This is a genomic window from Pseudomonas sp. IT-P395 (assembly GCF_949767675.1).
Lineage (GTDB): Bacteria > Pseudomonadota > Gammaproteobacteria > Pseudomonadales > Pseudomonadaceae > Aquipseudomonas.
Genome location: NZ_CATKPW010000011.1, coordinates 259,950 through 284,475, shown reverse-complemented (window position 1 = coordinate 284,475; position 24,526 = coordinate 259,950). Strand labels below are relative to the sequence as shown.

The window sequence follows — 24,526 nt, the reverse complement described above, 5'->3', positions numbered from 1 at the left end:
GTTCTCCGAAGGTCGCTCATCAAGAGCGACCACCGCTGTCGAAAATCAGAGCTTGATCCAGGTCGCTTTCAGCTCGGTGTACTTGTCGAACGCGTGCAGCGATTTATCGCGGCCGTTGCCCGATTGTTTGAAACCACCGAACGGTGCGGTCATGTCGCCGCCGTCGTACTGGTTGACCCAGACGCTGCCGGCACGCAGGCCACGGGCGAAGGTGTGCGCCTTGCTGAGATTGCTGGTCCAGACGCCGGCGGCGAGGCCGAAGATGCTGTCGTTGGCGATCTGCAGCGCTTCTTCCGCAGTGTCGAAGGTGATCATCGACAGCACCGGGCCAAAGATTTCTTCCTGAGCGATGGTCATCGCGTTGGTCACGCCGTCGAACAGCGCCGGTTGCACATAGAGGCCGCCGGTTTCTTCGAGGGTGCGTTGGCCGCCGGCGATCAGTTCGGCGCCCTGCTCGCGACCGATGCTGATGTAGCGCAGCACATTGTCGAGTTGACGCTGATCGACCACGGCACCGACGGTGGTAGCCGGATCGAGTGAATGACCGGGTTTCCACGCTTGCAGCGCTTCCACCAACAGCGGAATGAATTGCTCGCGAATCGAGCGCTCGACCAGCAAGCGCGAACCGGCAGTGCAGACTTCGCCCTGGTTAAAAGCAATGGCGCCGGCCGCCGCTTGTGCTGCCGCGCGCAAATCCGGAGCGTCGGCAAACACCACGTTCGGACTCTTGCCCCCGGCTTCGAGCCAGACGCGTTTCATGTTGCTTTGGCCGGCATAAATCATCAGTTGCTTGGCAATCGCTGTGGAGCCGGTGAAGGCCAGCACGTCAACGTCGATGTGCAACGCCAGCGCCTTGCCGACGGTGTGGCCGAAGCCTGGCAGAACGTTGAACACGCCTTTCGGAATGCCAGCATCGAGCGCAAGTTGAGCGATGCGGATTGCGGTCAGCGGCGATTTTTCCGAAGGTTTCAGAATGAACGAATTGCCTGCCGCCAGTGCTGGAGCGAATTTCCAGCTGGCCATGATCAGCGGGAAATTCCACGGCACGATGGCCGCAACTACACCGGACGGCTCGCGAGTGACGAGGCCGAGTTGGTCGTGCGGCGTCGCGGCGACTTCGTCGTAGATCTTGTCGATGGCTTCGGCGCTCCAGCGAATCGCATTGGCGGTCGCCGGGATGTCGATGCTCATCGAATCGCTGATCGGTTTACCCATGTCGAGGGTTTCCAGCAGCGCCAGTTCTTCCTGGTTCTGCAGGATCAGATCGGCGAAGCGGATCAGGATGCGCTTGCGCTCGGCCGGGGCTTTTTTCGCCCAGATGCCGGACTCGAAAGACTGACGCGCGACGTCAACGGCGAGGTTGGCGTCGGCTTCATCGGTGCTGGCCACGGAGGCGAGGAAACGGCCATCGACGGGGCTCAGGCATTCGAAGGTATCGCCACTGATGGCCGGGCGGTATTCACCGTTGATGAACGCGCGGGCTTCGATGGTCAGGGACTGGAAGCGTTGTTCCCAGTCGTTGCGGGTCGTTGTCATTGTTGTGGCTCGACAAGGGGGGAATTGGGGGGCTGTCTGGTTGCGATGTCTGGCTTGAGGTGGCTGCCCTCACCCTAGCCCTCTCCCGGGGGTAGAGGGGACCGATTGGGGGATGCTCAGAATCTCCGCCGACCTGAAAAATCTTTGCCGATTCCATAATCGACTGGATCGTTCAGGTCGCTGAACATCTCAAGACAACCCGGTCAGTCCCCTCTCCCTCGGGGAGAGGGTTAGGGTGAGGGGCTCTTCAGCTTTTGAGGGCCTCAGCCGATCACACCGTATGCAGATACCAGTTGTACTCAAGGTCTGAAATCGAGTTCTCGAACTCGGCCAGCTCGCTTTCCTTGCACGCGACAAACACGTCGATGTACATCGGGTCGATGTAGCGGGCCATGACTTCGCTGTCGTCCAGCTCGCGCAGTGCATCACGCAGGTTGTTCGGCAGGCTCTGTTCGTTCTGCTCGTAGCTGTTGCCTTCCACCGGGGCGCCCGGTTCGATCTGATTGGTCAGACCGTGGTGAATACCGGCCAGCACCGACGCCATCAGCAAGTAGGGGTTGGCATCGGCACCGGCGACGCGATGCTCGATACGCACGGCGTCGGCCGAACCGGTTGGCACACGGACCGCAACGGTGCGGTTGTCGATGCCCCAGCTCGGCGAGTTCGGTACGTAGAACTGCGCGCCGAAGCGGCGGTACGAATTGACGTTCGGGCAGAGGAACGCCATTTGCGCAGGCAGGGTCTCCAGCACACCGCCGATCGCGTGACGCAGTGCGGCGTTCTGCTCGGGATCCTCGCTGGCGAAGATGTTGTTGCCTTCTTTGTCCAGGATCGAAATGTGCACGTGCAGACCGTTGCCCGCCTGGCCCGGATACGGCTTGGCCATGAAGGTGGTGTCCATCTCGTGGTCGTAGGCGATGTTCTTCACCAGACGCTTGAGCAGGACGGCGTAGTCGCACGCCTTGATCGGGTCGGAGACGTGATGCAGGTTGACTTCGAATTGCGCCGGGGCGCTTTCCTTGACGATCGCGTCAGCCGGAATGCCCTGCTCTTTCGCGCCTTCGAGGATGTCTTGCAGGCAATCGACGTATTCGTCGAGATCGTCGATCAGGTACACCTGAGTCGACACCGGACGCTTGCCGGACACTGGCGAACGTGGCGATTGCGGACGACCGTTCACGTTGTCCTGATCGATCAGATAGAACTCGAGTTCGAACGCGGCGCAGATGGTCAGACCAAGATCGTCGAATTTGCGCACGACGTTGGCCAGCACTTCACGCGGGTCAGCGAAGAACGGCTGGCCTTCGATCTCGTGCATGGTCATTAGAAGTTGTGCGGTTGGGCGCTTCTGCCACGGCTCGATGCTCAGGGTGCCGGGGATCGGATAGCAAATGCGGTCAGCGTCGCCGATGTCCAGACCCAGGCCGGTGCTTTCCACCGTGGAGCCATTGATATCGAGCGCGAAAAGCGAGGCCGGCAGGTTGATGCCTTTCTCATAAACCTTATGAAGACTGGTGCGTTCGATGCGCTTGCCGCGCACCACACCGTTCATATCCGCAATCAGAAGGTCGACGTACAAAACCTCAGGATATTTCTTAAGGAATGCGTTTGCTTCGTTGAGTTGAACGGTACGCAGAGGGACCGACATGATGCACCTATTTAGCTGTTAATTATTATGTTCACTGCTGTTTCGCCGAGCCAGTCAACCCGAACGGCAAAGTGAAGTCAATAGCGAACAGATGGCCGCTCAGGGTTTATTTTTCGGGCTTTTTTTAACACTCGCGTGCCAATACAGGCGCCACAGACCCTGAAATCATGAAGATATGATGAACGGCGTTTAGAATTTTTTACATGACAGTTGTTAATTAAAATCAACGAGGCTAAGCTCCGGAAAAGCTCGTTCAAGTGTCAAACTTCGAGGTGAATAAAAATGGCATTCAAGCCATTGATCGGCGTTACTGCGTGCGTCAAACAGATTGGCCTGCACCCCTATCACATCAGCGGCGACAAGTACGTACGTGCTGTCAGCGTTGGCGCTGAAGGGCTGCCAGTGGTCATTCCTTCTCTTGGCAACCTGACTGAAATCGAAGACCTGCTCGGTCAACTCGACGGCCTGTTGCTGACCGGCTCGCCCTCGAACGTGGAACCCTTCCACTATCAAGGCCCGGCCAGCGCCCCCGGCACGGATCACGATCCGGCGCGGGATGCCACCACCCTTCCTTTATTGCGTGCAGCCATTGCGGCGGGCGTTCCGGTGCTCGGTATCTGCCGAGGCTTCCAGGAAATGAACGTGGCGTTCGGCGGTAGCCTGCATCAGAAGGTGCATGAGCTGCCGGGCATGCTCGATCACCGCGAAGCCGATAGCCCGGACGTGGCGGTGCAATACGCACCGGCCCACGCCGTGACCGTACTCGCTGGCGGTGTGTTCGAAGCACTGGAGCTGCCGGGCGAGTTCCAGGTCAACTCGATTCACAGCCAGGGCATCGACCGCCTCGCGCCCGGCCTGCGCGCCGAAGCGGTGGCGCCGGACGGTTTGATCGAGGCGATCTCGGTCGAGCACAGCCCGACTTTCGCCCTCGGCGTGCAATGGCACCCGGAATGGCAAGTGCTGGACAACCCGAACTACCTGAAGATTTTCCAGGCATTCGGCGCGGCTTGCCGGCAACGGGCGGCGCGGCGCAACAAACGCTGACACAACCCAAAAGATCACACCGATTTACTGCCCCCTCGGAAGTCGGGTGTGCCTGCGCGCATCCGTCATTCGTGAACAGCAACACCCGTAATAACAACAAGTACGACCCAGGCAGCCAGGACGGCGGCGCCGACCAAGCCGGATCGGTAAGTGCAATACCTGTCAGAACAATGCAAAACCCTGTGGGAGCTGGCTTGCCAGCGATGAGGCCGTCACCTTCAACATTAATGGTGACTGACCCACCGCCATCGCTGGCAAGCCAGCTCCCACAGGGTATTGCGGCGATTCGACCGGAGCAGCGCTTACAGGCTTGCAATCCACTTAAGCCCGGCCACATTGGCCAGGCGAACGAAACCTGTTGGGAGTTTCACATGGCAAACGCCTCCAGCACTTACAGGAAGGCACTTGAAGGTCATCAGCAACCGAAAAAGGTGCTGGTGAAAGTCGATCGTGTCACCAAGAAGTTCGACGAAACCGTGGCCGTGGACGATGTGTCCCTGGAGATCCATCAGGGCGAAATCTTCGCTCTGCTCGGTGGCTCCGGTTCGGGCAAATCGACCCTGCTGCGCATGCTCGCCGGTTTCGAGCGCCCGACCGAAGGGCGGATTCTGCTCGACGGCGTGGACATCACCGACATGCCGCCGTACGAGCGGCCGATCAACATGATGTTCCAGTCCTACGCGCTGTTCCCACACATGACCGTTGCGCAGAACATCGCCTTCGGCCTCAAGCAAGACCGTTTGCCCGCCAGTGAAATCGACGCCCGTGTCGATGAAATGCTGCGTCTGGTGCACATGACCCAATACGCCAAACGCCGCCCGCACCAGTTGTCCGGCGGCCAGCGCCAGCGCGTCGCCCTCGCCCGCTCGCTGGCCAAGCGTCCGAAGCTGTTGCTGCTCGACGAGCCGATGGGCGCGCTGGATAAAAAGCTGCGCTCGCAGATGCAACTGGAACTGGTGCAGATCATTGAACGCGTCGGCGTGACGTGCGTGATGGTGACCCACGACCAGGAAGAGGCCATGACCATGGCCGAGCGCATCGCGATCATGCACCTCGGCTGGATCGCTCAGATCGGCAGCCCGGTCGACATCTATGAAGCACCGGTCAGCCGCATGGTCTGCGAATTCATCGGCAACGTGAACGCCTTCGACGGCACCGTGGTGGAAGACCTTGAAGGTCACGCGATCATTCACAGCCCGGACTTGCAGCAGAAGATCTACGTCGGTCACGGCGTCAGCACCTCGGTGCAGGACAAGTCGGTCACCTACGCGATCCGTCCGGAAAAAATGCTCGTCAGCACCACCCAACCCGAGTTCCGCTATAACTGGTCCGAAGGCAAGGTGCATGACATCGCCTACCTCGGCGGTCACTCGGTGTTCTACGTCGAATTGCCCGGTGGCAAAATCGTCCAGTCGTTCATGGCCAACGCCGAACGCCGTGGCGCGCGCCCGACCTGGGACGACAAAGTCTACGTGTGGTGGGAAGACGACAGCGGCGTGGTACTGCGCTCATGAGAACCTTCAATCAGCAATTCCTGCGCCTGGTGCCCAGCGGGCGAAAACTGGTCATTGGCATCCCGTTCATCTGGCTGTTCCTGTTCTTCATGCTGCCGTTCTTTCTGGTGATGAAGATCAGTTTCTCGGAAGCCGCGCTGTCGATCCCGCCGTACTCGGAGATCTACACCTACGCCGAACAGAAATTCCAGCTGCTGCTGAACATCGGCAACTACACCATGCTCGGCGAAGACGAGCTGTACCTGTCGGCCTACCTCGGTTCGCTGAAGGTCGCGGCTCTGAGCACGATGATGTGTCTGCTGATCGGTTTCCCGATGGCCTACGCGATCACCAAGACCGGCAAGGAAACGCAAAACGTCCTGCTGCTGTTGATCATGATGCCGACCTGGACCGCGATCCTGATCCGCGTTTACGCGTGGATGGGCATCCTCAGCAACAACGGTTTGCTTAACGCATTTCTGATGTGGACGGGGCTCACCGATCACCCGATCGAGATCCTCAACACCAACACGGCCGTGTATATCGGCGTGGTCTACGCCTACCTGCCGTTCATGGTGTTGCCGCTGTACGCCAACCTCGTCAAGCACGATGGCAGCTTGCTGGAAGCCGCGCAGGATCTGGGCTCGAGCAACTTCAACAACTTCTGGAAAATCACCGTGCCGCTGGCCAAGAACGGGATTATTGCCGGCTGCATGCTGGTGTTCATTCCGGTGGTCGGTGAGTTCGTGATTCCGGAACTGCTCGGTGGCCCGGAGACGCTGATGATCGGTCGCGTGCTGTGGCAAGAGTTCTTCAATAACCGCGACTGGCCGGTGGCGTCTGCGCTGGCGGTGGTGATGCTGTTGATCCTGATTGTGCCGATTCTGCTGTTCAACCGCAGCCAGGCCAAAGAGATGGAGGCACGGGGATGAAACGCTTCGGTTTTTCCAAGTTCATGTTGATCTTCGGCCTGATGTTCATTTATCTGCCGATGCTGATTCTGGTGATCTACTCGTTCAACGCCTCGAAACTGGTGACGGTGTGGGGCGGCTGGTCGGTGAAGTGGTACGTCGGTTTGCTCGACAACACGCAACTGATGGGCTCGGTAGTGCGCTCGCTGGAAATCGCCTGCTACACCGCGATCGCTGCCGTCGCGTTGGGCACCCTCGCCGCTTTCGTGCTGACTCGCGTCACGCGCTTCAAGGGTCGCACGCTGTTTGGTGGTCTGGTCACCGCGCCATTGGTAATGCCTGAGGTGATCACCGGCCTGTCGCTGTTGCTGCTGTTCGTGGCGATGGCGCAGTTGATCGGCTGGCCGCAGGAGCGTGGCATCGTCACGATCTGGATCGCCCACACCACGTTTTGTGCCGCTTATGTCGCGGTGGTAGTCTCCGCCCGCCTCCGCGAGCTGGATCTGTCGATCGAAGAAGCGGCGATGGACCTCGGTGCGAAACCGTTCAAGGTGTTTTTCCTGATCACCATTCCAATGATCGCGCCGTCGCTGGCCGCGGGCGGGATGATGTCGTTTGCCTTGTCGCTGGATGACCTGGTATTGGCCAGCTTCGTTTCCGGACCAGGTTCGACGACGTTGCCGATGGAAGTGTTCTCGGCGGTGCGTCTGGGCGTGAAACCTGAGATCAACGCCGTGGCCAGCCTGATTCTGCTGGCGGTGTCGCTGGTGACTTTCCTGGTCTGGTACTTCGGCCGCAAGGCAGAAGCCAACCGCAAGCGGGCGATTCAGGAAGCGATGGATCAGACCGCAAACGAGTCGTGGCGACCACAGCAACAAGCCGCCACCGCATAACCCTGTAGGAGCTGCGGCACGCTGCGATCTTCTGATCTTGATGTGAAAGATCAAAAGATCGCAGCCTCGTTTCACTCGACAGCTCCTACACATGCTGGCGCTGTTAACCGAGTTTTGGCTTTGTGTTTTTGAATAAAAAGAATGGAGTTGTACCAATGAAAATGTTTGGCAGGACTCTGCTGACACTGTCCTTAATGGGCGCGATGGTCATGGGCGCCCAGGCCAACGACAAGGTGCTGCGTGTTTACAACTGGTCCGATTACATTGCACCGGACACCGTCAAGAAGTTCGAAGACGAGACCGGCATCCGCGTGACCTACGACGTCTTCGACAGCAACGAGACCCTTGAGGCGCGTTTGCTGGCGGGCAAATCCGGCTACGATCTGGTCGTGCCGTCGAACAGTTTCCTGGCCAAGCAGATCAAGGCTGGCGTCTATCAGACCCTGGACAAATCGAAGCTGCCGAACTGGAAGAATCTCAACCCGGTGCTGCTGAAAAACGCCGCCGCCAGTGATCCGGACAACGCCCACGCGTTCCCGTACATGTGGGGCTCGATCGGCATCGGTTTCAATCCGGCCAAGGTCAAGGAAGTGCTCGGCGCCAACGCCCCGACCAATTCCTGGGACTTGCTGTTCAAGCCGGAAAACGCTGAAAAACTCAAAGCCTGTGGCATCAGTTTCCTCGACTCGCCGACCGAAATGATCCCGGCCGCCCTGCATTATCTGGGCTATCCGGTGAACGACAAGGACACCGCGCACATCAAGGAAGCCGAGGCGCTGTTCATGAAGATTCGCCCGAACGTGGCGTATTTCCATTCCTCGAAATACATCTCCGATCTGGCCAACGGCAACATCTGCGTGGCGGTCGGTTACTCCGGCGACGTGCTGCAGGCCAAGGCCCGCGCCGTGGAATCGGGCAACAACGTGGTGATCGACTACAGCATTCCCAAGGAAGGCGCCGGCAGTTTCTACGACATGGTCGCCATTCCGCGTGATGCGGCGAACGTCGAGAACGCCTACCTGTTCATGGACTTCCTGATGCGTCCGGACATCATCGCCGAGATCACCAACAGCAACGGCTACAGCAACGCCAACGCGGCGGCCACGCCACTGGTGGATGAAGCGATCCGCAACGACCCGGGCTCGTACCCGTCGCAAGCGGTAATGGCGACGCTGTATGCGGTGCCGGATCAGCCGATTGCCACGCAGCGGATCATGACCCGTGGCTGGACCCGGGTGAAACTCGGGAAGTAAGACTACGGAGTTGGAGTTTCAACAACCCTGATGAACATGTGGGAGCTGGCTTGCCAGCGATGACAGTAGGTCAGGCAAAGGTGATTCGGATGTGCTGACCCCATCGCTGGCAAGCCAGCTCCCACAGGGTTTTGTGATCACATTCAGACAGTGCCAGGCCCAGGATTTCTTAGCTTAAATAATTCAATGATTTCCCGTTCACGCAGCGCCTTACCACCGCTGCACCCTGCTATGAACGGCCTCACCTGGCTCCCTCGGCTCAGGTGAATTCTCAGGCGCCTTCGGGCGCCTTTTTTTGTGCGCTCACATCAGCGACCAATCTTGCAGGATCCGATAGCGCCCCTTGTGTGATTCGAACAGGGCGAAGCGTTCGGCGCGCAGGAAGAACTCCGGCGGCGTGGCCGACTCAGGCTCCGGCGCACGGTAGTCACGGGCCAGCGTCAGATGCGGGCGAAACTCGCGGGTTGTTTCTTCAAAGCCAAACGGCAACATCGCCTGCTCCAGCGCGTAGACCAAGCGCAGCAACGCCTGCGGAGCCTGCTCCGGCGCCAGCGACAACACCCCGGCGCGATGCCAGACCTGCAAGTGGTTCAACGAAATCTTCAACGCCTCTCCCGGCGTGCGCACTTGTCCGGCCGCCTCGCAGACGTCGTTGATCTGCGCCAATGGCACCGCGCCGAGAAACAGCAGCGTCAGGTGAAAATTGTCCGCCGGCACCGGCTTACCGGTGCGCAACCCCAACTCCCCGCGCCACTGAGCGATCGCCTTGCGTTGCGCCGGCGGGCAATCGAGGGCGAAAAACAGTCGCTTCGCTTCATCGGTCATGGCCCTGCTCCCCTGTCCATCGTTATTCGCCGGATTCTACACAGCCTGATCAGACGACTCGTGACAGGAAGCTATAGTTCAAGGATTGCCATCAACCGGAGGCCGCCATGCGCGAGATCCTCAGCAAAGAACCATGGTGGGCGCGACCACCGCATCCCGGGCAGGACGAGAAGGAGCTGGAATGGGGCTGGCTGGTGCATTACAGCGAGGGTGAGCCGCGTTTCGAGTTCGTCCGCGAGCGGCCCACTGACGAACAGATTCGCGAGCGCAAAAGCTGCCGCATCACCCCCTCATTCGAGTGAGGCCCCCTGTAGGAGCTGCCGAAGGCTGCGATCTTTTGATCTTGTTTTTTTACAATCAACATCAAAAGATCGCAGCCTTCGGCAGCTCCTACGAGTTTCAGTGACCTTTTTGTTGACTGACACACCGCATTCGCGAGCAGGCTCGCTCCCACAGGGTTTTGTGGTGAAGCATGAATCTTGCCCATTTCAAAATCTGGTTCAAGGTTCGAGGATGTTCTTGAAGCCGCCAAAGATCATGCGTTGTCCATCGAACCCCATCGGATTGACGTCCGGTTGCATGCGCGGGTCTTCCATCATTTTGCCCATGCCGGCATCACGGGTGGCTTTGTCCGGCCAGATCAGCCAGCCAGATGAAACTGTTTCGCCTTCCTTGAGCTTGACCGCCATCGGGAACGACGTGACCTTGCCCTCCGGCACGTCATCGCCCCAGCATTGAACCACGTCCTGTGCGCCGTATTCCTTGAACAGTTTCGCCGCGATTTCACAGTGTTTTTTGTACTGCTCACGATTTGCATTCGGCACCGGTGCGACAAAAATATCGATGTAAGCCATGATCACTCTCCTTGCATGTTGGTTTCGATCTGCTGGTTAGTCGATTGCGGTGGCTGCCATTCGACAGGATTCACGCCCAAGCCGACCGACGGCTCATCGCCCCCACCCAGATTGCGCTCGACCTGCCCGGCCATGTGCAACGTGCCCGCCATGACGCCAGTCGTCGGGTTCTGCACCAGTTTCATCCAGGCCTTGTCGAAGGTGCTGCCCAGACTGCTGCGGATCAGCGCTTCGCTGTCAGGGCGGTCATTGGCCTGAATGATCGCGCGAATGCCGGCCACACCGACCGAAATCAGTCCGCCAGCCAGTTTTCCGGCCGCTGCTGCGACTGCGCTGGCAGCCCCACGCGGGGCCATTTCCGCTTCCATCCGCTGACTGGCGCGCTTGGCCACCGGGGCCATGCCGGCATCGGTCGAGGCAATCCCCTTTGCGCCGCCCTCAGTGTGGATCTTGTCGATCAGCGCAGCGTAGGCCGGCAGCGTATTCAGCGGCTCGGTGCTGATGACCTGAAACAGCGAGGCATCCCGCGCCGGTGGCGGGCCAAGCGCAATGGCCGGGACTTTCTGCAAACGTCCATTGAGCTGACCAACGGGCACACCATGGCGTTGGGCGATGAGCGGCATCTGCTGCGCCATCAACTGCGCATAGAACGCCGTGGCCTGACCAAGAATCGCATCCGGATCGATCTCCACCGCCACCGGCGCCAGCACCCTTTCCTGATACTGCTCAAGCAGATACGCCGCGAGACGCTTGGCCGAGGCGTCCTGCTCGCCACCGGCATTGATCGTGTACCAACTGACCTTCATCGACAGCCATTCCTGGGTCCAGTAGCTGCTGAACCACGGGATGAAATTTTCTTCAGTTTGCTGATAGACCCGAGTGCGCCAATGTTCCATCGAACCACGGGCGAAGACTTTGACTTGCTCGGTGGACTGCTGCGAAGCACTGACGATTTCCCGGTCGATCTGCTGCCAGGTCTGCGGCGAGACGAACACGGCCTGCGGCGCTGCCACCGGCACCCGCGCCGAGGTGGCGCAGCCGGCCAGCAACAACAGTGCGGCGACGAGCAGCGCACGCGGGTTCACGGTGGCGGTTTCCTTCAAATGTGTGAGAGGCAGATTTGATTATAGGTGGGTCAATTGAGCCTGATGTTGGAAGTACCGGCCTCATCGCTGGCAAGCCAGCGCCCACAAGGATTTCCAGCGGCCGCAGATTTTGTGATCACCTCAGAACCTGTGGGAGCTGGCTTGCCAGCGATGAGGCCATCAGCAACACCCAAAAAACCCCAACCATCACTGCCATCGATATTCACCATCGCCACGATTGCCTTCCGCCCACCGCCCATCAAAGGCACGATTGAGCCATCCGAAACACAGCGAGGAGTTCACAACATGATTCACACCCACGTCACACTCTCCGTGAGTTTCCCGGTGTTCGGCAGCAACTATTACGACCAGCACGCCGTGTCGCACAAAGCGCAGGCACTGGTGTTCAACGAAGATTTCGAAGATCTGTTGATGCCCGCTGCGACCAATCACTTCAGCAATGAAGTGGTCGGCATCAACGATCAATTCCGTTTTCTGAGCGACATTCTCGCCACCCATTTGCTGGACATCGAGGCCTCCGTGCCTGCGCGATCCAGCGTCCGGGCGAGCGCTCACTTTTCTTGAGTATCGAGTGCTAAACAAAGAGGGCGTCCCATCGCGGGACGCCCTCTTGCGTTCAATCAGTCATCATCCCGATCACGATAGTAACGACGCCCGTCGCGGCGATCATCGCGGTCATCCCAGCGCCGGTCATGGTCGTAATTGCGGCCATGATCGCGGTCGTAATGCCGGCCATGGCGGTGGTCATCATCAAAATCCGCGACACAGCCACCGAGCATTACGGCGGCGGTCACGGTCAGCAGCATCGTTGTTGCGCGCTTCATTCAACACTTCCCTAAAACCAAGGTCTTGACGACGGAATCGGCCACACTGCCCGCTCCTTCAGGACGCAGTGCGCGCAGCCGCAGATACGACCGGGCAAAACGCCGTTGATTCAATGGCCACTATCGACCGTTTGTCGCCCCGCCCGCGCTGCCCGAGCGGCGGCGAAATGCCACCTATACTGCTTGCAACCAAGCCCCACGCAATGGATCTGCGCCCTCAATAACAACAAGCAGAGGTGGACCATGGTCTGGCAGCAAATTTACGACCCGTTCGGCAACCCGGTGATCTCCACGCTCATGGCCGCCGTACCGGTGGTGGTGATGCTAGCGGCACTGGCGTTTTTCCACGTCAAGGCACATCTGGCAGCGTTATTGGCGCTGGCTTCCGCCCTTCTCATATCGATTTTCGCCTTCGGCATGCCGGCGAGCATGGCTGGCTCTGCGGCGTTGTTTGGCGCGGCCAATGGCTTATTGCCGATCGGCTGGATCGTCCTCAACATCATCTTTCTGCATCGCCTGACCACCGAGAACGGCTCGTTCAAAGTGCTGCAGGACTCACTTGCGCGCATCACTGATGATCGACGTTTGCAGTTGCTGCTGATTGCGTTCTGCTTCGGTGCATTTTTCGAAGGTGCGGCGGGATTCGGCACGCCAGTGGCGGTGACCGGGGCGATTCTGATCGGCCTCGGCTTTTCGCCGCTGGCCGCATCCGGCTTGGCACTGATCGCCAACACCGCGCCCGTGGCTTTTGGCGCACTAGGTACGCCGATCATCACCCTGGCCAAAGTCACCGGGCTGGATGAAATGGAATTGTCGATGATGGTCGGTCGGCAGTTGCCGTTTTTCTCGGTGCTGGTGCCGTTCTGGTTGATCTGGGCATTCGCCGGGTGGCGCAAGATGCTGGAGATCTGGCCGGCGATACTGGTGGCCGGGGTGAGCTTCGCCGTGCCGCAATTTCTGGTGTCGAACTACCACGGGCCAATGCTGGTTGACGTGATCGCCGCGCTGATTTCCATGGCCTGTCTGACGCTGTTTTTGAAGGTGTGGAAACCGGCGACCATTCACACCTCGGCAGCGCTGTCAGGGCGCGTCGACAACTCCAAAGTCGAGGAGGAAAAAGTCACCGCCAGCGCCGCGTTCAGTGATCAGGCACGGCCGGCGGTGATGCGCGCGTGGATGCCGTGGATCATCCTCACCGTGTTTGTGTTTGCCTGGGGCACGCAGGGCTTCAAGAACATGTTCGACACCCGTCCGGCGATTGATCCGGTCACCCAGTCGGCCAAGCTTGATCCCACAGGCAAACCGCTGCGCGAAGCCAACCCGATTTTCGCCCCGGCGGTGACCTTCACCACCCTGCACCTGCAAATCGAAAAAGTACCGCCCGTGGTTGCCACGCCGAAAGCGGAAGAAGCGGTGTACAAATTCACCTGGCTCACCGCCACCGGCAGCGGGATTCTGCTGGCGGCGATTGTCGGCGGTTTGTTGATGGGCTATTCGATTCCGCAACTGATCAAGCAATACCTGCGCACCTTGTGGGTGGTGCGGTTTTCGCTGATCACCATTGCAGCGATGCTGGCGCTGGGGTTTCTCACGCGTTACTCCGGACTCGACGCGACCATGGGTCTGGCGTTTGCAGCGACGGGGATTTTCTATCCGATGTTCGGCACGCTGCTCGGTTGGCTGGGTGTGGCGTTGACCGGCTCCGATACAGCGTCAAACGTATTGTTTGGCGGCTTGCAGCGGGTGACTTCGGAACAGCTCGGGATCAGTCCGGTGTTGATGGCGGCGGCCAACAGCTCTGGCGGGGTGATGGGCAAAATGGTCGATGCGCAATCGATCGTGGTCGCCTCCACCGCGACCCGCTGGTATGGGCATGAGGGCGAGATTCTGCGCTACGTGTTCTTCCACTCGATCGTGCTGGCGATTCTGGTCGGCGGGCTGGTGACATTGCAGGCGTATGTGGCGCCGTTTACCTCGATGGTGGTCGGCGGGCATTGAGACTGGATGATCTGGCCCCATCGCTGGCAAGCCAGCTCCCACAGGAACTCATGCTGTAAACAAAATTTCGTTCACAACATCGAAACCTGTGGGAGCTGGCTTGCCAGCGATGAGGCACTGACATTCAACACTCATGTTGACGGACAAGACGCCATCGCGAGCACGCGAAGGCCTACAGGGGATTGTGTCGTACCGTCGATTAATGAGCCACACGCATAACTCTATAGCGAAAATCCGACAAAACCTTTTCCTCCCTCCGGCAGTCACTCCTTAACGAGACCGGCGATGACGCTGGCTGCCCGCTTGGGCCAACCACGACCCTGCTGCCCTGATGAAGAGAGAAAAGGAATCGAACCATGACGATTTCCCGACGCGGATTTCTGATCCTCGGCGCCGTGACCGCCACCGCCTTCGCGATGCCGCCGTTTATCAGCCTCAAGGCCTACGCGGCCAATCTGGAGCAACCGGCCATGAGCAAAGTGACGATCAACGTCAACGGCAAGCCGCGTGCGCTTGACGTCGACACCCGCACCACCCTGCTCGATGCCCTGCGCGAGCATCTGCACTTGACCGGCAGTAAAAAAGGTTGCGACCACGGCCAGTGCGGCGCCTGCACGGTGATCGCCGATGGTCGACGCATCAATTCTTGCCTGACCCTGGCGGTGATGCATGAAGGCAGTGAGATCACCACCATCGAAGGCCTCGGCATGCCCGACAATCTGCACCCGATGCAGGCCGCGTTCATCAAGCATGACGGCTATCAGTGCGGTTATTGCACGCCAGGCCAGATCTGTTCGGCGGTGGCGGTGATCAAAGAGATCCGCGACGGCATTCCCAGCCACGTCAGCCCCAGCCTGACCGAGCAACCGCAACTGATCGCCAGTGAGTTTCAGGAGCGCATGAGCGGCAATATCTGCCGCTGCGGGGCTTACTCGAACATCATTGAAGCGATCACTGAAGTCGCGGAGGTGCCGGCATGAGACCGTTCAATTACAGCCGCGCCGACTCCCCCGCCGCTGCCGCTGCGCAAGCGGCACAGGTCGAAGGCGCACGCTTCATCGCTGGCGGCACCAACCTGCTGGATTTGATGAAGCTAGACATCGAAACCCCGCTGCATCTGATCGACGTCAATCACCTCGGCCTGGATCAGATCGAAGCCACCCCCGAAGGCGGATTGCGCATCGGCGCACTGGTGCGCAACACCGATCTGGCTGCCGATGCGCGCATCCGCAAAGACTACGCCCTGCTCTCCCGCGCGTTGCTCGCCGGGGCTTCCGGGCAGTTGCGCAACATGGCGACCACTGCCGGCAACCTGCTGCAACGCACGCGCTGTCCGTACTTTTACGATACGAATCAGGCCTGCAACAAACGCCAACCCGGCAGTGGTTGCGCAGCGATTGGCGGGGTCAGTCGGCAACTGGGGATTATCGGCGTCAGCGACGCGTGCATCGCCACACACCCGAGTGATATGGCGATTGCCATGCGTGCCCTCGATGCGCAGATTGAAACGGTGAAACCCGATGGCACGACACGCAGCATCGCCATGGCCGATTTTCATCAATTGCCGGGCACCACGCCGAACATCGAAACCAGCCTGACGCCTGGCGAGTTGATCACCTCGGTGACACTGCCCGCGCCCGTCGGCGGCACCCACGTTTATCACAAGGTGCGAGATCGCTCGTCCTATGCGTTCGCGCTGGTCTCGGTCGGCCTGATCCTGCAAAAGGACGGCAGCGGCCGCATCGCCGTCGGCGGTATCGCACCGAAACCGTGGCGGGTTGAAGCCGCCGAAGCATTGTTGCCCAAGGGCGCCAAAGCGGTCAGCGAACGCCTGCTCGATGGCGCCACGCCGACCCACGACAACCAATTCAAACTGACCCTGGTCGAGCGCACGCTCGGTTCGGTGTTGGCGCAAGCGAGGGATGAAGCATGAAATTCGACACGCCCGCCACCACCAACCCGATCGACCAGTTGAAGGTTGTCGGCCAGCCCACCGACCGCATCGAAGGGCCGTTGAAAACCTGCGGTCAGGCGCCTTACGCCTATGAGCAGCATGAAGCGGTGGCCAATCAGGCTTACGGCTTTATGGTCGGCTCGGCCATCGCCAAGGGGCGCATCAACAATATCGATCTTGAACAGGCGAAAGCCGCGCCAGGTGTGCTGGCCATCGTCACCGCCGCCAACGCCGGCAAACTCGGCAAAGGCCAATACAACGCCGCGCATTTGTTGGCCGGGCCGGAGATTCAGCACTACCACCAGGCGGTTGCGCTGGTGGTTGCCGAGACCTTTGAACAGGCGCGCGCCGCTGCGCAAATGGTCAAGGTCGACTACGTCGCGGCCAAAGGCGAATTCGATCTGGCCAGCGTGCGCGACCAAGGCGTCGAGCCGAAAGACGAATTGCCCGACGTCAGCCATGGTGATTTCGCCAAGGCGTTCGCCGCCGCGCCGGTGCAGTTCGGTCAGACGTACACCACGCCGGATCAGTCCCACGCGATGATGGAGCCGCACGCCACACTGGCGGCTTGGAAAGGCGATCAACTGACCTTGTGGACATCGAACCAGATGATCGCCTGGAGCGTCGACGACATCGCCACTACGCTTGGTTTGCCTAAAGAAAAAGTCCGGCTGATTTCGCCGTACATTGGTGGAGGTTTCGGCGGCAAGTTGTTCATTCGCGCCGATGCGATTCTTGCCGCCCTCGGTGCGCGCATGGCTGGCAGACCGGTGAAAGTCGCCCTCGCCCGCCCGCAGATCGCCAACAACACCACCCACCGCCCGGCGACGATTCAGCGCATTCGCATGGGTGCGACGGCGGACGGCAAACTCACCGCGATCGCCCACGAAGGCTGGTCGGGCAACTTGGCTGAAGGCAAGGTCGAGGTCGCGGCGCAACCGAGTCAGTTGTTATACGCCGCTGAAAATCGACTAGTGAGCATGCGCCTCGCGCCGCTGGATCTGCCCGAAGGCAACGCCATGCGTGCACCTGGTGAAACGCCGGGGCTGATGGTGCTGGAAATCGCCATGGACGAGATGGCCGAGCAGCTCAAGCTTGATCCGGTCCAGTTCCGCATTCTCAACGACACCCAGGTCGACCCGGTGAAAACCGAGCGGCCATTCTCGCAGCGGCGCCTGATCGAATGCCTGCAAACCGGCGCGGAGAAGTTCGGTTGGGACAAGCGTAATGCGCAACCGGGAACACGGCGTGAAGGTCGCTGGTTGATCGGAATGGGCGTGGCAGCGGCGATCCGCAACAACCTGCTGGTCAAGTCGGGCGCGCGGGTGCGGCTGGAGCACGATGGCAAGGTCACGGTGGAAACCGACATGACCGATATTGGCACCGGCAGCTACACGATCATCGCGCAGACGGCGGCCGAGATGATGGGCGTTGGTTTGAAGGATGTGAGCGTGCATCTGGGCGATTCGAACTTTCCGGTGTCCGCAGGTTCCGGCGGGCAATTTGGCGCTAACTGCTCAACGGCTGGGGTGTATGCCGCGTGTATGAAGTTGCGTGAGGCGGTGGCTGGCAAGTTGGGCATGGCGGCGGATCAGGCGGAGTTTGTCGACGGTGAGGTGCGCGTCGGCAGCAAGAGCGTGCCGTTACGCAATGCCGCGCAAAACGGCGCTGTGGTGGCTGAGGACAGCATCGAATTTGCCGACCTGGCCGAGCAGTATCAGCAGTCAACGTTCGGTGCGCACTTCGTTGAGGTTGCGGTGGATGCCGCGACCGGTGAAGTGCGTGTCCGCCGCATGTTGGCGGTGTGCGCCGCCGGGCGCATTCTCAATCCGAAAGCGGCGCGCAGTCAGGTGATCGGCGCGATGACCATGGGCGTCGGTGCGGCGTTGATGGAAGAGTTGGCGGTGGACAAGAAGCTGGGTTTTTTCGTCAACCATGATCTGGCCGGGTATGAAGTGCCGGTGCATGCCGATATTCCGCATCAGGAGGTGATTTTCCTTGATGAGACTGATCCGGTGTCTTCGCCGATGAAGGCCAAGGGGGTTGGTGAGTTGGGGATTTGCGGGGTCAGTGCGGCGGTGGCGAATGCGATTTACAACGCCACGGGGGCTAGGGTGCGGGAGTATCCGATCACCCTCGATAAAATCCTCTCTTCACTGCCGGAGATGATCTAAACGCCTGAAAAGAGCCCCTCACCCTAGCCCTCTCCCAAAGGGAGAGGGGACTGATCCGGGGATATTTGAGGGCTGCACCGACGTGAACGTCTTGCTGTGAATCCATAATCGATAGAGCATTTTCAGGTCGATGGATAACGCTTTGCTGTGAATCCATAATCGACCCGGTCTCTCAGGTCGATGGATAACGCCAGACACCTCGGTCGGCTCCCTCTTCCTCCGGGAGAGGGCTGGGGTGAGGGAAGCGCTTCACTCGGAACGCGAATACTGCTCATCACTCACCTGCTCCATCCAATCCACTACTTTGCCATCCAGTACTTCAGCGATAGCGATATGACTCATCGCCGTGCCAGGCGCCGCGCCGTGCCAATGCTTGGCCCCCGGCGCAATCCACACGGTATCGCCAGGACGAATCTCACGCACCGGCTGCCCCCATTCCTGTACAAACCCAAACCCCGCCGTGACGATCAAGGTCTGTCCCAACGGATGCGTATGCCACGCGGTGCGCGCGCCCGGCTCAAACGTCACCGTTGCGCCACTGACCCGTGCCGCGTCGGAGCCTTTGAACGGCGCATCGACACGCACAGTGCCAGTGAACCAATCTGCCGGGCCTCTGGCCGAAGCTTGTGAGCCATTGGGTGTCACGGTCACGCGCGGATTGTCATTGGCCTGCACCTCACCCGCCAACAGGGAAAGGGTCAACGCAGAAGCGGCAATCGGGTTCATGGCAATTCCTCCAGATAATCAATTCCACTACTTTACCCAGCCGAACTCTTCCGATAATCGACTAGAATTCAAAAAAACTTATGCAGGACACTCATCAATGCTTCGGGAAAACGCCACCGACCTCCTCGCCTTCCTCGCCGTGGCCCGCGAGCGCAGTTTCACCAAAGCGGCGGCCAAACTCGGCGTTTCGCAATCGGCGCTCAGTCACACGATTCGCGCGCTTGAAGCCCGTTTGGGCTTGCGCCTGCTGACCCGCACGACTCGCAGCGTCTCGCCCACCGAAGCCGGCGAACACCTGCTGCAAACCATCGGCCCGCGCTTCGAAGAAATCGAACTGGAACTGGCGGCGCTGAGCAACCTGCGCGACACCCCGGCGGGCAAGATCCGTATCAGCGCCACCGATCACTCGCTGAACTGGTTGCTGCGCCCGGTGCTCAAGGATTTTCTGCCGCAGTACCCGGACATATCCATCGAGGTCTGCTGCGATTATGGTTTCGTCGACATCGCTGGCCAGGGTTTCGACGCCGGTGTACGCCTGGGCGAAGACGTCGCACAAGGCATGATCGCCACCCGCATCGGCCCCGACATGCGCATGGCGGTGGTGGGCTCACCCGCCTATTTCGCCAAACGCACCCCACCGCAAACGCCACGCGATCTGACCGACCACGCCTGCAACAACCTGCGCCTGCCCACCAACGGCGGGTTGTACAGCTGGGAGTTCGAAAAGGCTGGCGAAAGCCTGAAAGTGCGGGTGTCCGGCCAGATCACCCTGAACGGCGTTTACCCGTTGCTCGACGCTGCGCTGGACGGTTTCGGATTGAGCTATATCCCGGAGAACGTCGTCGCGCCGTATCTGGCCGACGGCCGTTTGCTGCAGGTGCTTGAGGATTGGTGCCCGACGTTTGCCGGGTATCACCTGTATTACCCGAGCCGACGTCAGGCTGCGCCGGCGTTTGCGTTGTTGCTGGAGGCGTTGCGCTATCGCGGTTGATGGCTTGTCATTTTTTATAACAACCCGCAGCGCCCCAAAACGCCTTGGCTAACGTCGCCGCCTCTTTCACAGAATTCGCAGTCACGGTTGCAAACTGTCCACGCTGCGCTCCCATACACATATATTTTTCATCAAGCGCGTAAGCAGCAAACAGAATGAACACGAGGCAAACTCCGGTAAAACAGGCGAATCGACGGCTTTGCGCATCCATGATGATTCTTCCTGAGCGAAGTAGTGTCATCATGATTACGTGCTGACAAAGCCCCTCCAACTGTCAGATCTGACAGTTTCCAAGACCATTTGGAAATTAAAACCCTCCGCCATCGAAGCAAACGGAGGATCCCGGCTCGCTCAACCTGCCAACGCAATCAACTGATGCCGCTGCGCATCGGTGAGCATCGGCCCGAACCCGGCCCTGGCGTTGTCGGCCATGTAACGCGGATTACCCGTGCCTGGGATCACACAAGTCACCGCTGAATGCGAGAGCAGAAACTTCAAAGCCAATTGCGGCCAACTGTTGACCTGCACATCGGAAACCCAGCCTGGTAACGGTTTGCCCTTCAACCGCGCGAGCAGATCACCACCACCAAACGGCCGGTTGCAGATCACCGCAACACCGCGCTCACGGCACAGCGGCAGGATGCGTTTCTCCACGCCACGGTCATCGAGGGCGTAATTGATTTGCAGAAAATCCAGTGGTTCGGCCTTCAGCACCGCCTCAACTTCGTCGTAAGCCGAGGGCGTGTAATGGGTGATGCCGATGTAACGGATGCGCCCCTGCGCTTTCCATTCACGCAGGGTCGGCAAGTGGGTCTGCCAGTCGAGCAGGTTGTGGATCTGCATCAGGTCGATGTGTTCGGTGCGCAGCAGGCTGAACGACTGCTCCATCTGCGCAATGCCCTCCTCGCGCCCGCGCGTCCACACCTTGGTCGCCAGGAACGCCGGCGAACGTGGTTCGTGGATCGACAGCAGCTCACCGGTAGTTTCCTCTGCCCGGCCATACATCGGTGAACTGTCGATCAGTGTGCCGCCCTTTGTGAACAGCTCATCAAGCACCGCCGGCAATTGCCGATAGGCCGGGTCACCGGGAGCGACGTCGAAGCCGCGATAGGTGCCCAGGCCCACGATTGGCAGCGACTCGGCGCTGGACGGGATGGCGCGGGTCTGCATGGCGTGGCCTCCGGAAGTCGCGGACGTAGTGGTTGTGGCCAACGCCCGATCAAAGGTGAAGACCGCCGAAACCCCGGCAGCCAGCGTAAGCAATCGGCGACGGGAGTAACCCTCAGTGTGGCTCATGCTGGTTCCCCTGCTGCGTGGATCTGTTGCACGTTGTGTGTATGGCTCGTCCGTTGGCAGCGCTGGACTACACTGCGACAGCGATCCTCCACACCCCGTTAAAAGTAGCCGAATGTCCCGAACCCTGATGTCACTCGTCGCATTGATCGTTGCCGTGTACCTGGTGCTGTGTGCGGCGCTGTTCTTTTTTCAGCGTTCGCTGATCTATTTTCCACAGCCCAATGCCGTCACAAGCGCCGACTCACAACTGACCTTGTCGATGCCGGACGCGCAGGTTTCGGTGCTCACCCGCGAGCGGGTCGGGTCGCGGGCGCTGATCTATTTCGGCGGCAATGCCGAGGATGTATCGCGCAATCTGCCGGACTTTGCCGAGGCGTTTCCTGATTACGCGGTGTATCTGCTCAACTATCGCGGTTTCGGTGGCAGCGGCGGCTCACCGTCAGAGGCGGCGATTGCCGAAGATGCCTTGGCGCTGTTTGATCAGGTGTACGCCAGCCACCCGCAGGTTTCGCTAATTGGCCGCAGCCTGGGATCGGGCGTCGCCGTGCGTCTGGCCAGTCAGCGCCCAGTACAACAGTTGATTCTGGTGACGCCTTACAACAGCCTCGAAGAAATCGCGGCGCGGCAATACCCCTGGGTGCCGGTGAAGTGGTTGCTCAAGGATCGTTTCGAGTCAGGCAAGTACGCCGCGCATATTCGCGTGCCGACGCTGTTGCTGGCGGCCAGTGACGACGAGGTGATTCCGCGCGCCAGCACCCAGCGTTTGCAGGAGAGTTTCCCGCAAGGCGTGGCGGTGCTCAGGGTGGTGCCGGACTCGGGGCATAACTCGATTTCCGACCGTGCGCAGTATTTGCAGTGGATGGCGGATGTGTTGAATCGCTGATGTGTTGGCTGGGCGGGCGCCATCGCTGGCAAGCCAGCTCCCACAGTTTTTGTGGCGAGCACAATTTTGTGTACGACGCCGCACCCTGTGGGAGCTGGCTTGCCAGCGATGAGGCCAGTCCAACCACGCTTGATCTTCCTGAAACAACCAGCGCCTCGTCGCCCCACAACAAAACCCCTCCCCGCCCCTTGAACCAAGTCCAAAAAGCCCAGTCCTACCCGCGCCGCTTTCTGCGGTTCACTCAACTTTTGCGCTGTCCTCCTTCAGAGCTGCCCGTCTCATGCGCCACGCCGTTCGTTCGTCTCGCTTCGTTTCGCTGTGCCTGCTGATCCTTTCGCCGCTGTTCGCTGAAACCGCCCATGCCGGTGCGGAACGACAACTGGTGGCTGCCATCAACGACTATCGTGCCCATCCGCAACGCTGCGATCGACGCCCGGCGCAACGGCTGGCACCGTTGGCGCTGAAGTCCACCCTGGCTCTGCCGGTCGGTTATCGCTACGCCGGTGGCATGCGTGAAGCGTTGAAGTCGTCCGGCTATTCCGCCGTCGCGGTGCGCAGTATTCGCGTGATCGGCGCCGAGGATGCCGAAGAAGCCTTCGACCTGCTGCAGAACGACCACTGCGCCGCGCTGCTGGATGCGAGCTACGCCGACATCGGTGTCAGTCGTTCGCGCAATGAATGGCAGGTGGTGTTGGCGCAACCGGTGCTCGACAGCCGCGTTGGCGATAACCGCAGCGTCGGCAAGGCGCTGCTCGCTGAGGTCAACGCCGCGCGCGCCCGGCCACGGATGTGCGGACGCCAGCGCTTCGCCGCCGCCCGGCCATTGAGCTGGAACGCCGCGCTGGGCGCCGCCGCACAGGGACACAGCAAAGCCATGTCTTACGGCAACTATTTTGCCCACCGCGACCCGGATGGCGACCTGCCCGCCGATCGTGCGCGTGCGGCGGGTTATCGTGGTCGGCAAATTGGCGAAAACATTGCGGCTGGACAGAGTTCACCGGGCAAGGCCATGGCCGGATGGCTGGCCAGTCCCGGGCATTGCGCCAACCTGATGAACCCGATGTTTACCCAGGTTGGTGCCGGGTTTGCCAGTGAGGCGCGCAGTGATGAAGGGGTTTACTGGACGATGGTGTTTGGTGCGCAGTGACTGCCAGCGTCCAGCCCCAATCTCAACAGTTCCTTGCGCAGCATTGACGGCGATCGCACGGCCAATCCGGCCTGCCAGTCGAGTGGCAATAAGCGATTGAGCTTTTGCTGGCTGACCTCGGCTGGCGCCAGAAAGCAGCTTTTGCGGTCGCGGATACTGATCACATTCAGCAGCCCGTCATCGCCCTGCTCTGCCATCCAGCGCTTGATCATCGGCCGGTGTTTTTGCAGCAAGGCATCGGCATCCCACACCGTCATTTGTGCGAAGAAGCCAGGCAGGTTGCTCTCGGGTTTCATGCGCTTCGAGTCGGCTGCCAATGCAGCGGCCAGGTCCGATTCGATGCGAGTCTGGCATTCGAGAAAATATTGTCGGGGCCAGTCTGACGTCAGCTTTGAGCGTGAAGCGAGGTCGACGTAAGCCTCAATGTCCGCTGGTGTGGTCATCTGCCCGCAGAAGTTCAGCGTGTTGTCGAGAATCGCGGTGGCCAGCAAAGCGGCACTTTGTACGCTGATCTGCGGCAGCACACCGGCCGTCTGCCAGCGCTGAAAAACCTGGGTTGCCGCAGCGCCGATCGGACGAATATCGGCGGCAGACCCAAGCTTCTGCTGCCAATAGGTTTCGTACCCTGGATGGTGATCGATGATTTCTACCACCCGCTCGAGCACCACCATCGGGTCGAAATGGTGATAGTCCGAGACATCGACCAGGACAAACTCATCGTCCAGCGTCGGCGGGTAATCGTCAAAAGCAGCAGCCCAGCCGAGCACAGTGTGCGAAACGCTGGCGTTGGGTTGTGCGTTACTGGCGGCGCGGGCGGGAATGCCTTGCAGGTTGAGCAATTCTGCGTAGGCGATGCAGCAGGCGTAGGCGTCGATGTCCAGATAGGACGCGCCGGAGGTGATGATTTTCATGGGCCGGCAAAATCGCACATTGTCATGACGTTGTGGTGACAGCGAAAAGATCGCAGCCT

General features: G+C 60.0%; 25 protein-coding genes. 14 read left to right on the top strand and 11 right to left on the bottom strand.

The annotated features are described in order from the left end of the window. Positions 1–45 precede the first annotated feature (45 nt). A complete protein-coding gene (locus ACM6IN_RS09915; RefSeq protein ID WP_414915889.1) occupies positions 46–1,536 on the bottom strand; it encodes an aldehyde dehydrogenase in 1,491 nt (496 codons plus the stop codon). Between the two features lie 271 nt (positions 1,537–1,807). Further along, a complete protein-coding gene (locus ACM6IN_RS09910; protein ID WP_007918694.1) occupies positions 1,808–3,184 on the bottom strand; it encodes a glutamine synthetase family protein in 1,377 nt (458 codons plus the stop codon). A gap of 282 nt (positions 3,185–3,466) precedes the next feature. Here ACM6IN_RS09910 and ACM6IN_RS09905 point away from each other — a divergent pair, with 282 nt between their 5' ends. The 5 genes from ACM6IN_RS09905 (at position 3,467) to ACM6IN_RS09885 (ending at position 8,778) form a co-directional block, all read left to right on the top strand. Further along, the gene (locus ACM6IN_RS09905; protein WP_007918691.1) at positions 3,467–4,228 is read left to right on the top strand and encodes a gamma-glutamyl-gamma-aminobutyrate hydrolase family protein; all 762 of its coding nucleotides are present in this window, start codon (positions 3,467–3,469) and stop codon (positions 4,226–4,228) included. Positions 4,229–4,599: 371 nt separating this feature from the next. Continuing rightward, entirely contained in the window at positions 4,600–5,742 is a 1,143-nt protein-coding gene (locus ACM6IN_RS09900) for an ABC transporter ATP-binding protein (RefSeq protein WP_007919249.1), read from the top strand. A gap of 29 nt (positions 5,743–5,771) precedes the next feature. Further along, positions 5,772–6,653 (top strand): ABC transporter permease subunit, encoded by an 882-nt coding sequence (locus ACM6IN_RS09895; protein ID WP_371042493.1) that lies wholly within the window; start codon positions 5,772–5,774, stop codon positions 6,651–6,653. Next, positions 6,650–7,525 carry an ABC transporter permease subunit gene (locus tag ACM6IN_RS09890; RefSeq protein ID WP_007919252.1) on the top strand — a complete coding sequence of 292 codons (876 nt, stop codon included), beginning with the start codon at positions 6,650–6,652 and terminating at the stop codon, positions 7,523–7,525. Before ACM6IN_RS09895 ends, ACM6IN_RS09890 begins: the two co-directional genes overlap by 4 nt. 155 nt (positions 7,526–7,680) lie before the next feature. Beyond that, positions 7,681–8,778 carry a polyamine ABC transporter substrate-binding protein gene (locus ACM6IN_RS09885; RefSeq protein WP_034155530.1) on the top strand — a complete coding sequence of 366 codons (1,098 nt, stop codon included), beginning with the start codon at positions 7,681–7,683 and terminating at the stop codon, positions 8,776–8,778. A gap of 303 nt (positions 8,779–9,081) precedes the next feature. Here the strand turns inward: ACM6IN_RS09885 and thpR are convergent, their stop codons facing one another. Next, positions 9,082–9,603, bottom strand: a complete 522-nt coding sequence (gene thpR, locus ACM6IN_RS09880; protein WP_095113596.1) for an RNA 2',3'-cyclic phosphodiesterase — start codon at positions 9,601–9,603, stop codon at positions 9,082–9,084. Between the two features lie 107 nt (positions 9,604–9,710). Here thpR and ACM6IN_RS09875 point away from each other — a divergent pair, with 107 nt between their 5' ends. Continuing rightward, positions 9,711–9,905, top strand: a complete 195-nt coding sequence (locus tag ACM6IN_RS09875) for a hypothetical protein (protein ID WP_414915888.1) — start codon at positions 9,711–9,713, stop codon at positions 9,903–9,905. 198 nt (positions 9,906–10,103) lie between these two features. On the opposite strand, the gene ACM6IN_RS09870 is transcribed toward ACM6IN_RS09875, so the two are convergent. Genes ACM6IN_RS09870 through ACM6IN_RS09860 form a run of 3 tightly spaced genes read right to left on the bottom strand, consistent with a single transcriptional unit; the run spans position 10,104 to position 11,778 of the window. Further along, on the bottom strand, positions 10,104–10,457 hold the full coding sequence (locus ACM6IN_RS09870; RefSeq protein WP_414915887.1) for a DUF1428 domain-containing protein: 354 nt from the start codon (positions 10,455–10,457) through the stop codon (positions 10,104–10,106). A 2-nt stretch (positions 10,458–10,459) separates the two neighbouring features. Beyond that, entirely contained in the window at positions 10,460–11,542 is a 1,083-nt protein-coding gene (locus ACM6IN_RS09865; RefSeq protein WP_414915886.1) for a hypothetical protein, read from the bottom strand. A 50-nt stretch (positions 11,543–11,592) separates the two neighbouring features. Next, the gene (locus tag ACM6IN_RS09860) at positions 11,593–11,778 is read right to left on the bottom strand and encodes a hypothetical protein (protein ID WP_414893721.1); all 186 of its coding nucleotides are present in this window, start codon (positions 11,776–11,778) and stop codon (positions 11,593–11,595) included. 70 nt (positions 11,779–11,848) lie between these two features. On the opposite strand from ACM6IN_RS09860, the gene ACM6IN_RS09855 reads away from it, so the two are divergent. Next, complete coding sequence (locus tag ACM6IN_RS09855; protein WP_007918828.1) at positions 11,849–12,127, top strand: hypothetical protein; 279 nt, start codon at positions 11,849–11,851, stop codon at positions 12,125–12,127. A gap of 56 nt (positions 12,128–12,183) precedes the next feature. On the opposite strand, the gene ACM6IN_RS09850 is transcribed toward ACM6IN_RS09855, so the two are convergent. Then, the gene (locus ACM6IN_RS09850) at positions 12,184–12,387 is read right to left on the bottom strand and encodes a hypothetical protein (RefSeq protein WP_064120858.1); all 204 of its coding nucleotides are present in this window, start codon (positions 12,385–12,387) and stop codon (positions 12,184–12,186) included. Positions 12,388–12,630: 243 nt separating this feature from the next. Between ACM6IN_RS09850 and ACM6IN_RS09845 the strand changes: the two genes are divergently transcribed. The 4 genes from ACM6IN_RS09845 (at position 12,631) to paoC (ending at position 18,513) form a co-directional block, all read left to right on the top strand. After that, complete coding sequence (locus ACM6IN_RS09845; protein ID WP_414915885.1) at positions 12,631–14,385, top strand: L-lactate permease; 1,755 nt, start codon at positions 12,631–12,633, stop codon at positions 14,383–14,385. Positions 14,386–14,741: 356 nt separating this feature from the next. Continuing rightward, positions 14,742–15,365, top strand: a complete 624-nt coding sequence (gene paoA / locus ACM6IN_RS09840) for an aldehyde dehydrogenase iron-sulfur subunit PaoA (protein WP_007918834.1) — start codon at positions 14,742–14,744, stop codon at positions 15,363–15,365. Further along, a complete protein-coding gene (locus ACM6IN_RS09835) occupies positions 15,362–16,318 on the top strand; it encodes an FAD binding domain-containing protein (protein WP_414915884.1) in 957 nt (318 codons plus the stop codon). The genes paoA and ACM6IN_RS09835 overlap by 4 nt, the downstream gene beginning before the upstream one ends. After that, positions 16,315–18,513, top strand: coding sequence for an aldehyde oxidoreductase molybdenum-binding subunit PaoC (gene paoC, locus ACM6IN_RS09830; RefSeq protein ID WP_414915883.1), 2,199 nt, complete (start codon positions 16,315–16,317; stop codon positions 18,511–18,513). Before ACM6IN_RS09835 ends, paoC begins: the two co-directional genes overlap by 4 nt. A 249-nt stretch (positions 18,514–18,762) precedes the next feature. Here paoC and ACM6IN_RS09825 read toward each other — a convergent pair whose 3' ends face one another. Then, entirely contained in the window at positions 18,763–19,239 is a 477-nt protein-coding gene (locus ACM6IN_RS09825) for a cupin domain-containing protein (RefSeq protein ID WP_414915882.1), read from the bottom strand. Between the two features lie 97 nt (positions 19,240–19,336). Here ACM6IN_RS09825 and ACM6IN_RS09820 point away from each other — a divergent pair, with 97 nt between their 5' ends. Then, positions 19,337–20,230 carry a LysR family transcriptional regulator gene (locus ACM6IN_RS09820; protein ID WP_007918767.1) on the top strand — a complete coding sequence of 298 codons (894 nt, stop codon included), beginning with the start codon at positions 19,337–19,339 and terminating at the stop codon, positions 20,228–20,230. Between the two features lie 7 nt (positions 20,231–20,237). On the opposite strand, the gene ACM6IN_RS09815 is transcribed toward ACM6IN_RS09820, so the two are convergent. Both ACM6IN_RS09815 and ACM6IN_RS09810 read right to left on the bottom strand, forming a co-directional pair. Next, positions 20,238–20,441 (bottom strand): hypothetical protein, encoded by a 204-nt coding sequence (locus tag ACM6IN_RS09815; RefSeq protein WP_095113604.1) that lies wholly within the window; start codon positions 20,439–20,441, stop codon positions 20,238–20,240. A gap of 140 nt (positions 20,442–20,581) precedes the next feature. Next, a complete protein-coding gene (locus ACM6IN_RS09810) occupies positions 20,582–21,526 on the bottom strand; it encodes an aldo/keto reductase (protein WP_414915881.1) in 945 nt (314 codons plus the stop codon). A gap of 112 nt (positions 21,527–21,638) precedes the next feature. On the opposite strand from ACM6IN_RS09810, the gene ACM6IN_RS09805 reads away from it, so the two are divergent. Together ACM6IN_RS09805 and ACM6IN_RS09800 are read left to right on the top strand one after the other, a co-directional pair. Then, positions 21,639–22,409, top strand: a complete 771-nt coding sequence (locus tag ACM6IN_RS09805; protein WP_414915880.1) for an alpha/beta hydrolase — start codon at positions 21,639–21,641, stop codon at positions 22,407–22,409. A 280-nt stretch (positions 22,410–22,689) separates the two neighbouring features. After that, a complete protein-coding gene (locus tag ACM6IN_RS09800; RefSeq protein ID WP_414915879.1) occupies positions 22,690–23,556 on the top strand; it encodes a CAP domain-containing protein in 867 nt (288 codons plus the stop codon). Here ACM6IN_RS09800 and ACM6IN_RS09795 read toward each other — a convergent pair. Then, positions 23,526–24,467 carry a DHH family phosphoesterase gene (locus tag ACM6IN_RS09795; RefSeq protein WP_414893729.1) on the bottom strand — a complete coding sequence of 314 codons (942 nt, stop codon included), beginning with the start codon at positions 24,465–24,467 and terminating at the stop codon, positions 23,526–23,528. The two genes, ACM6IN_RS09800 and ACM6IN_RS09795, sit on opposite strands and share 31 nt — an antisense overlap. Positions 24,468–24,526: the final 59 nt, after the last annotated feature.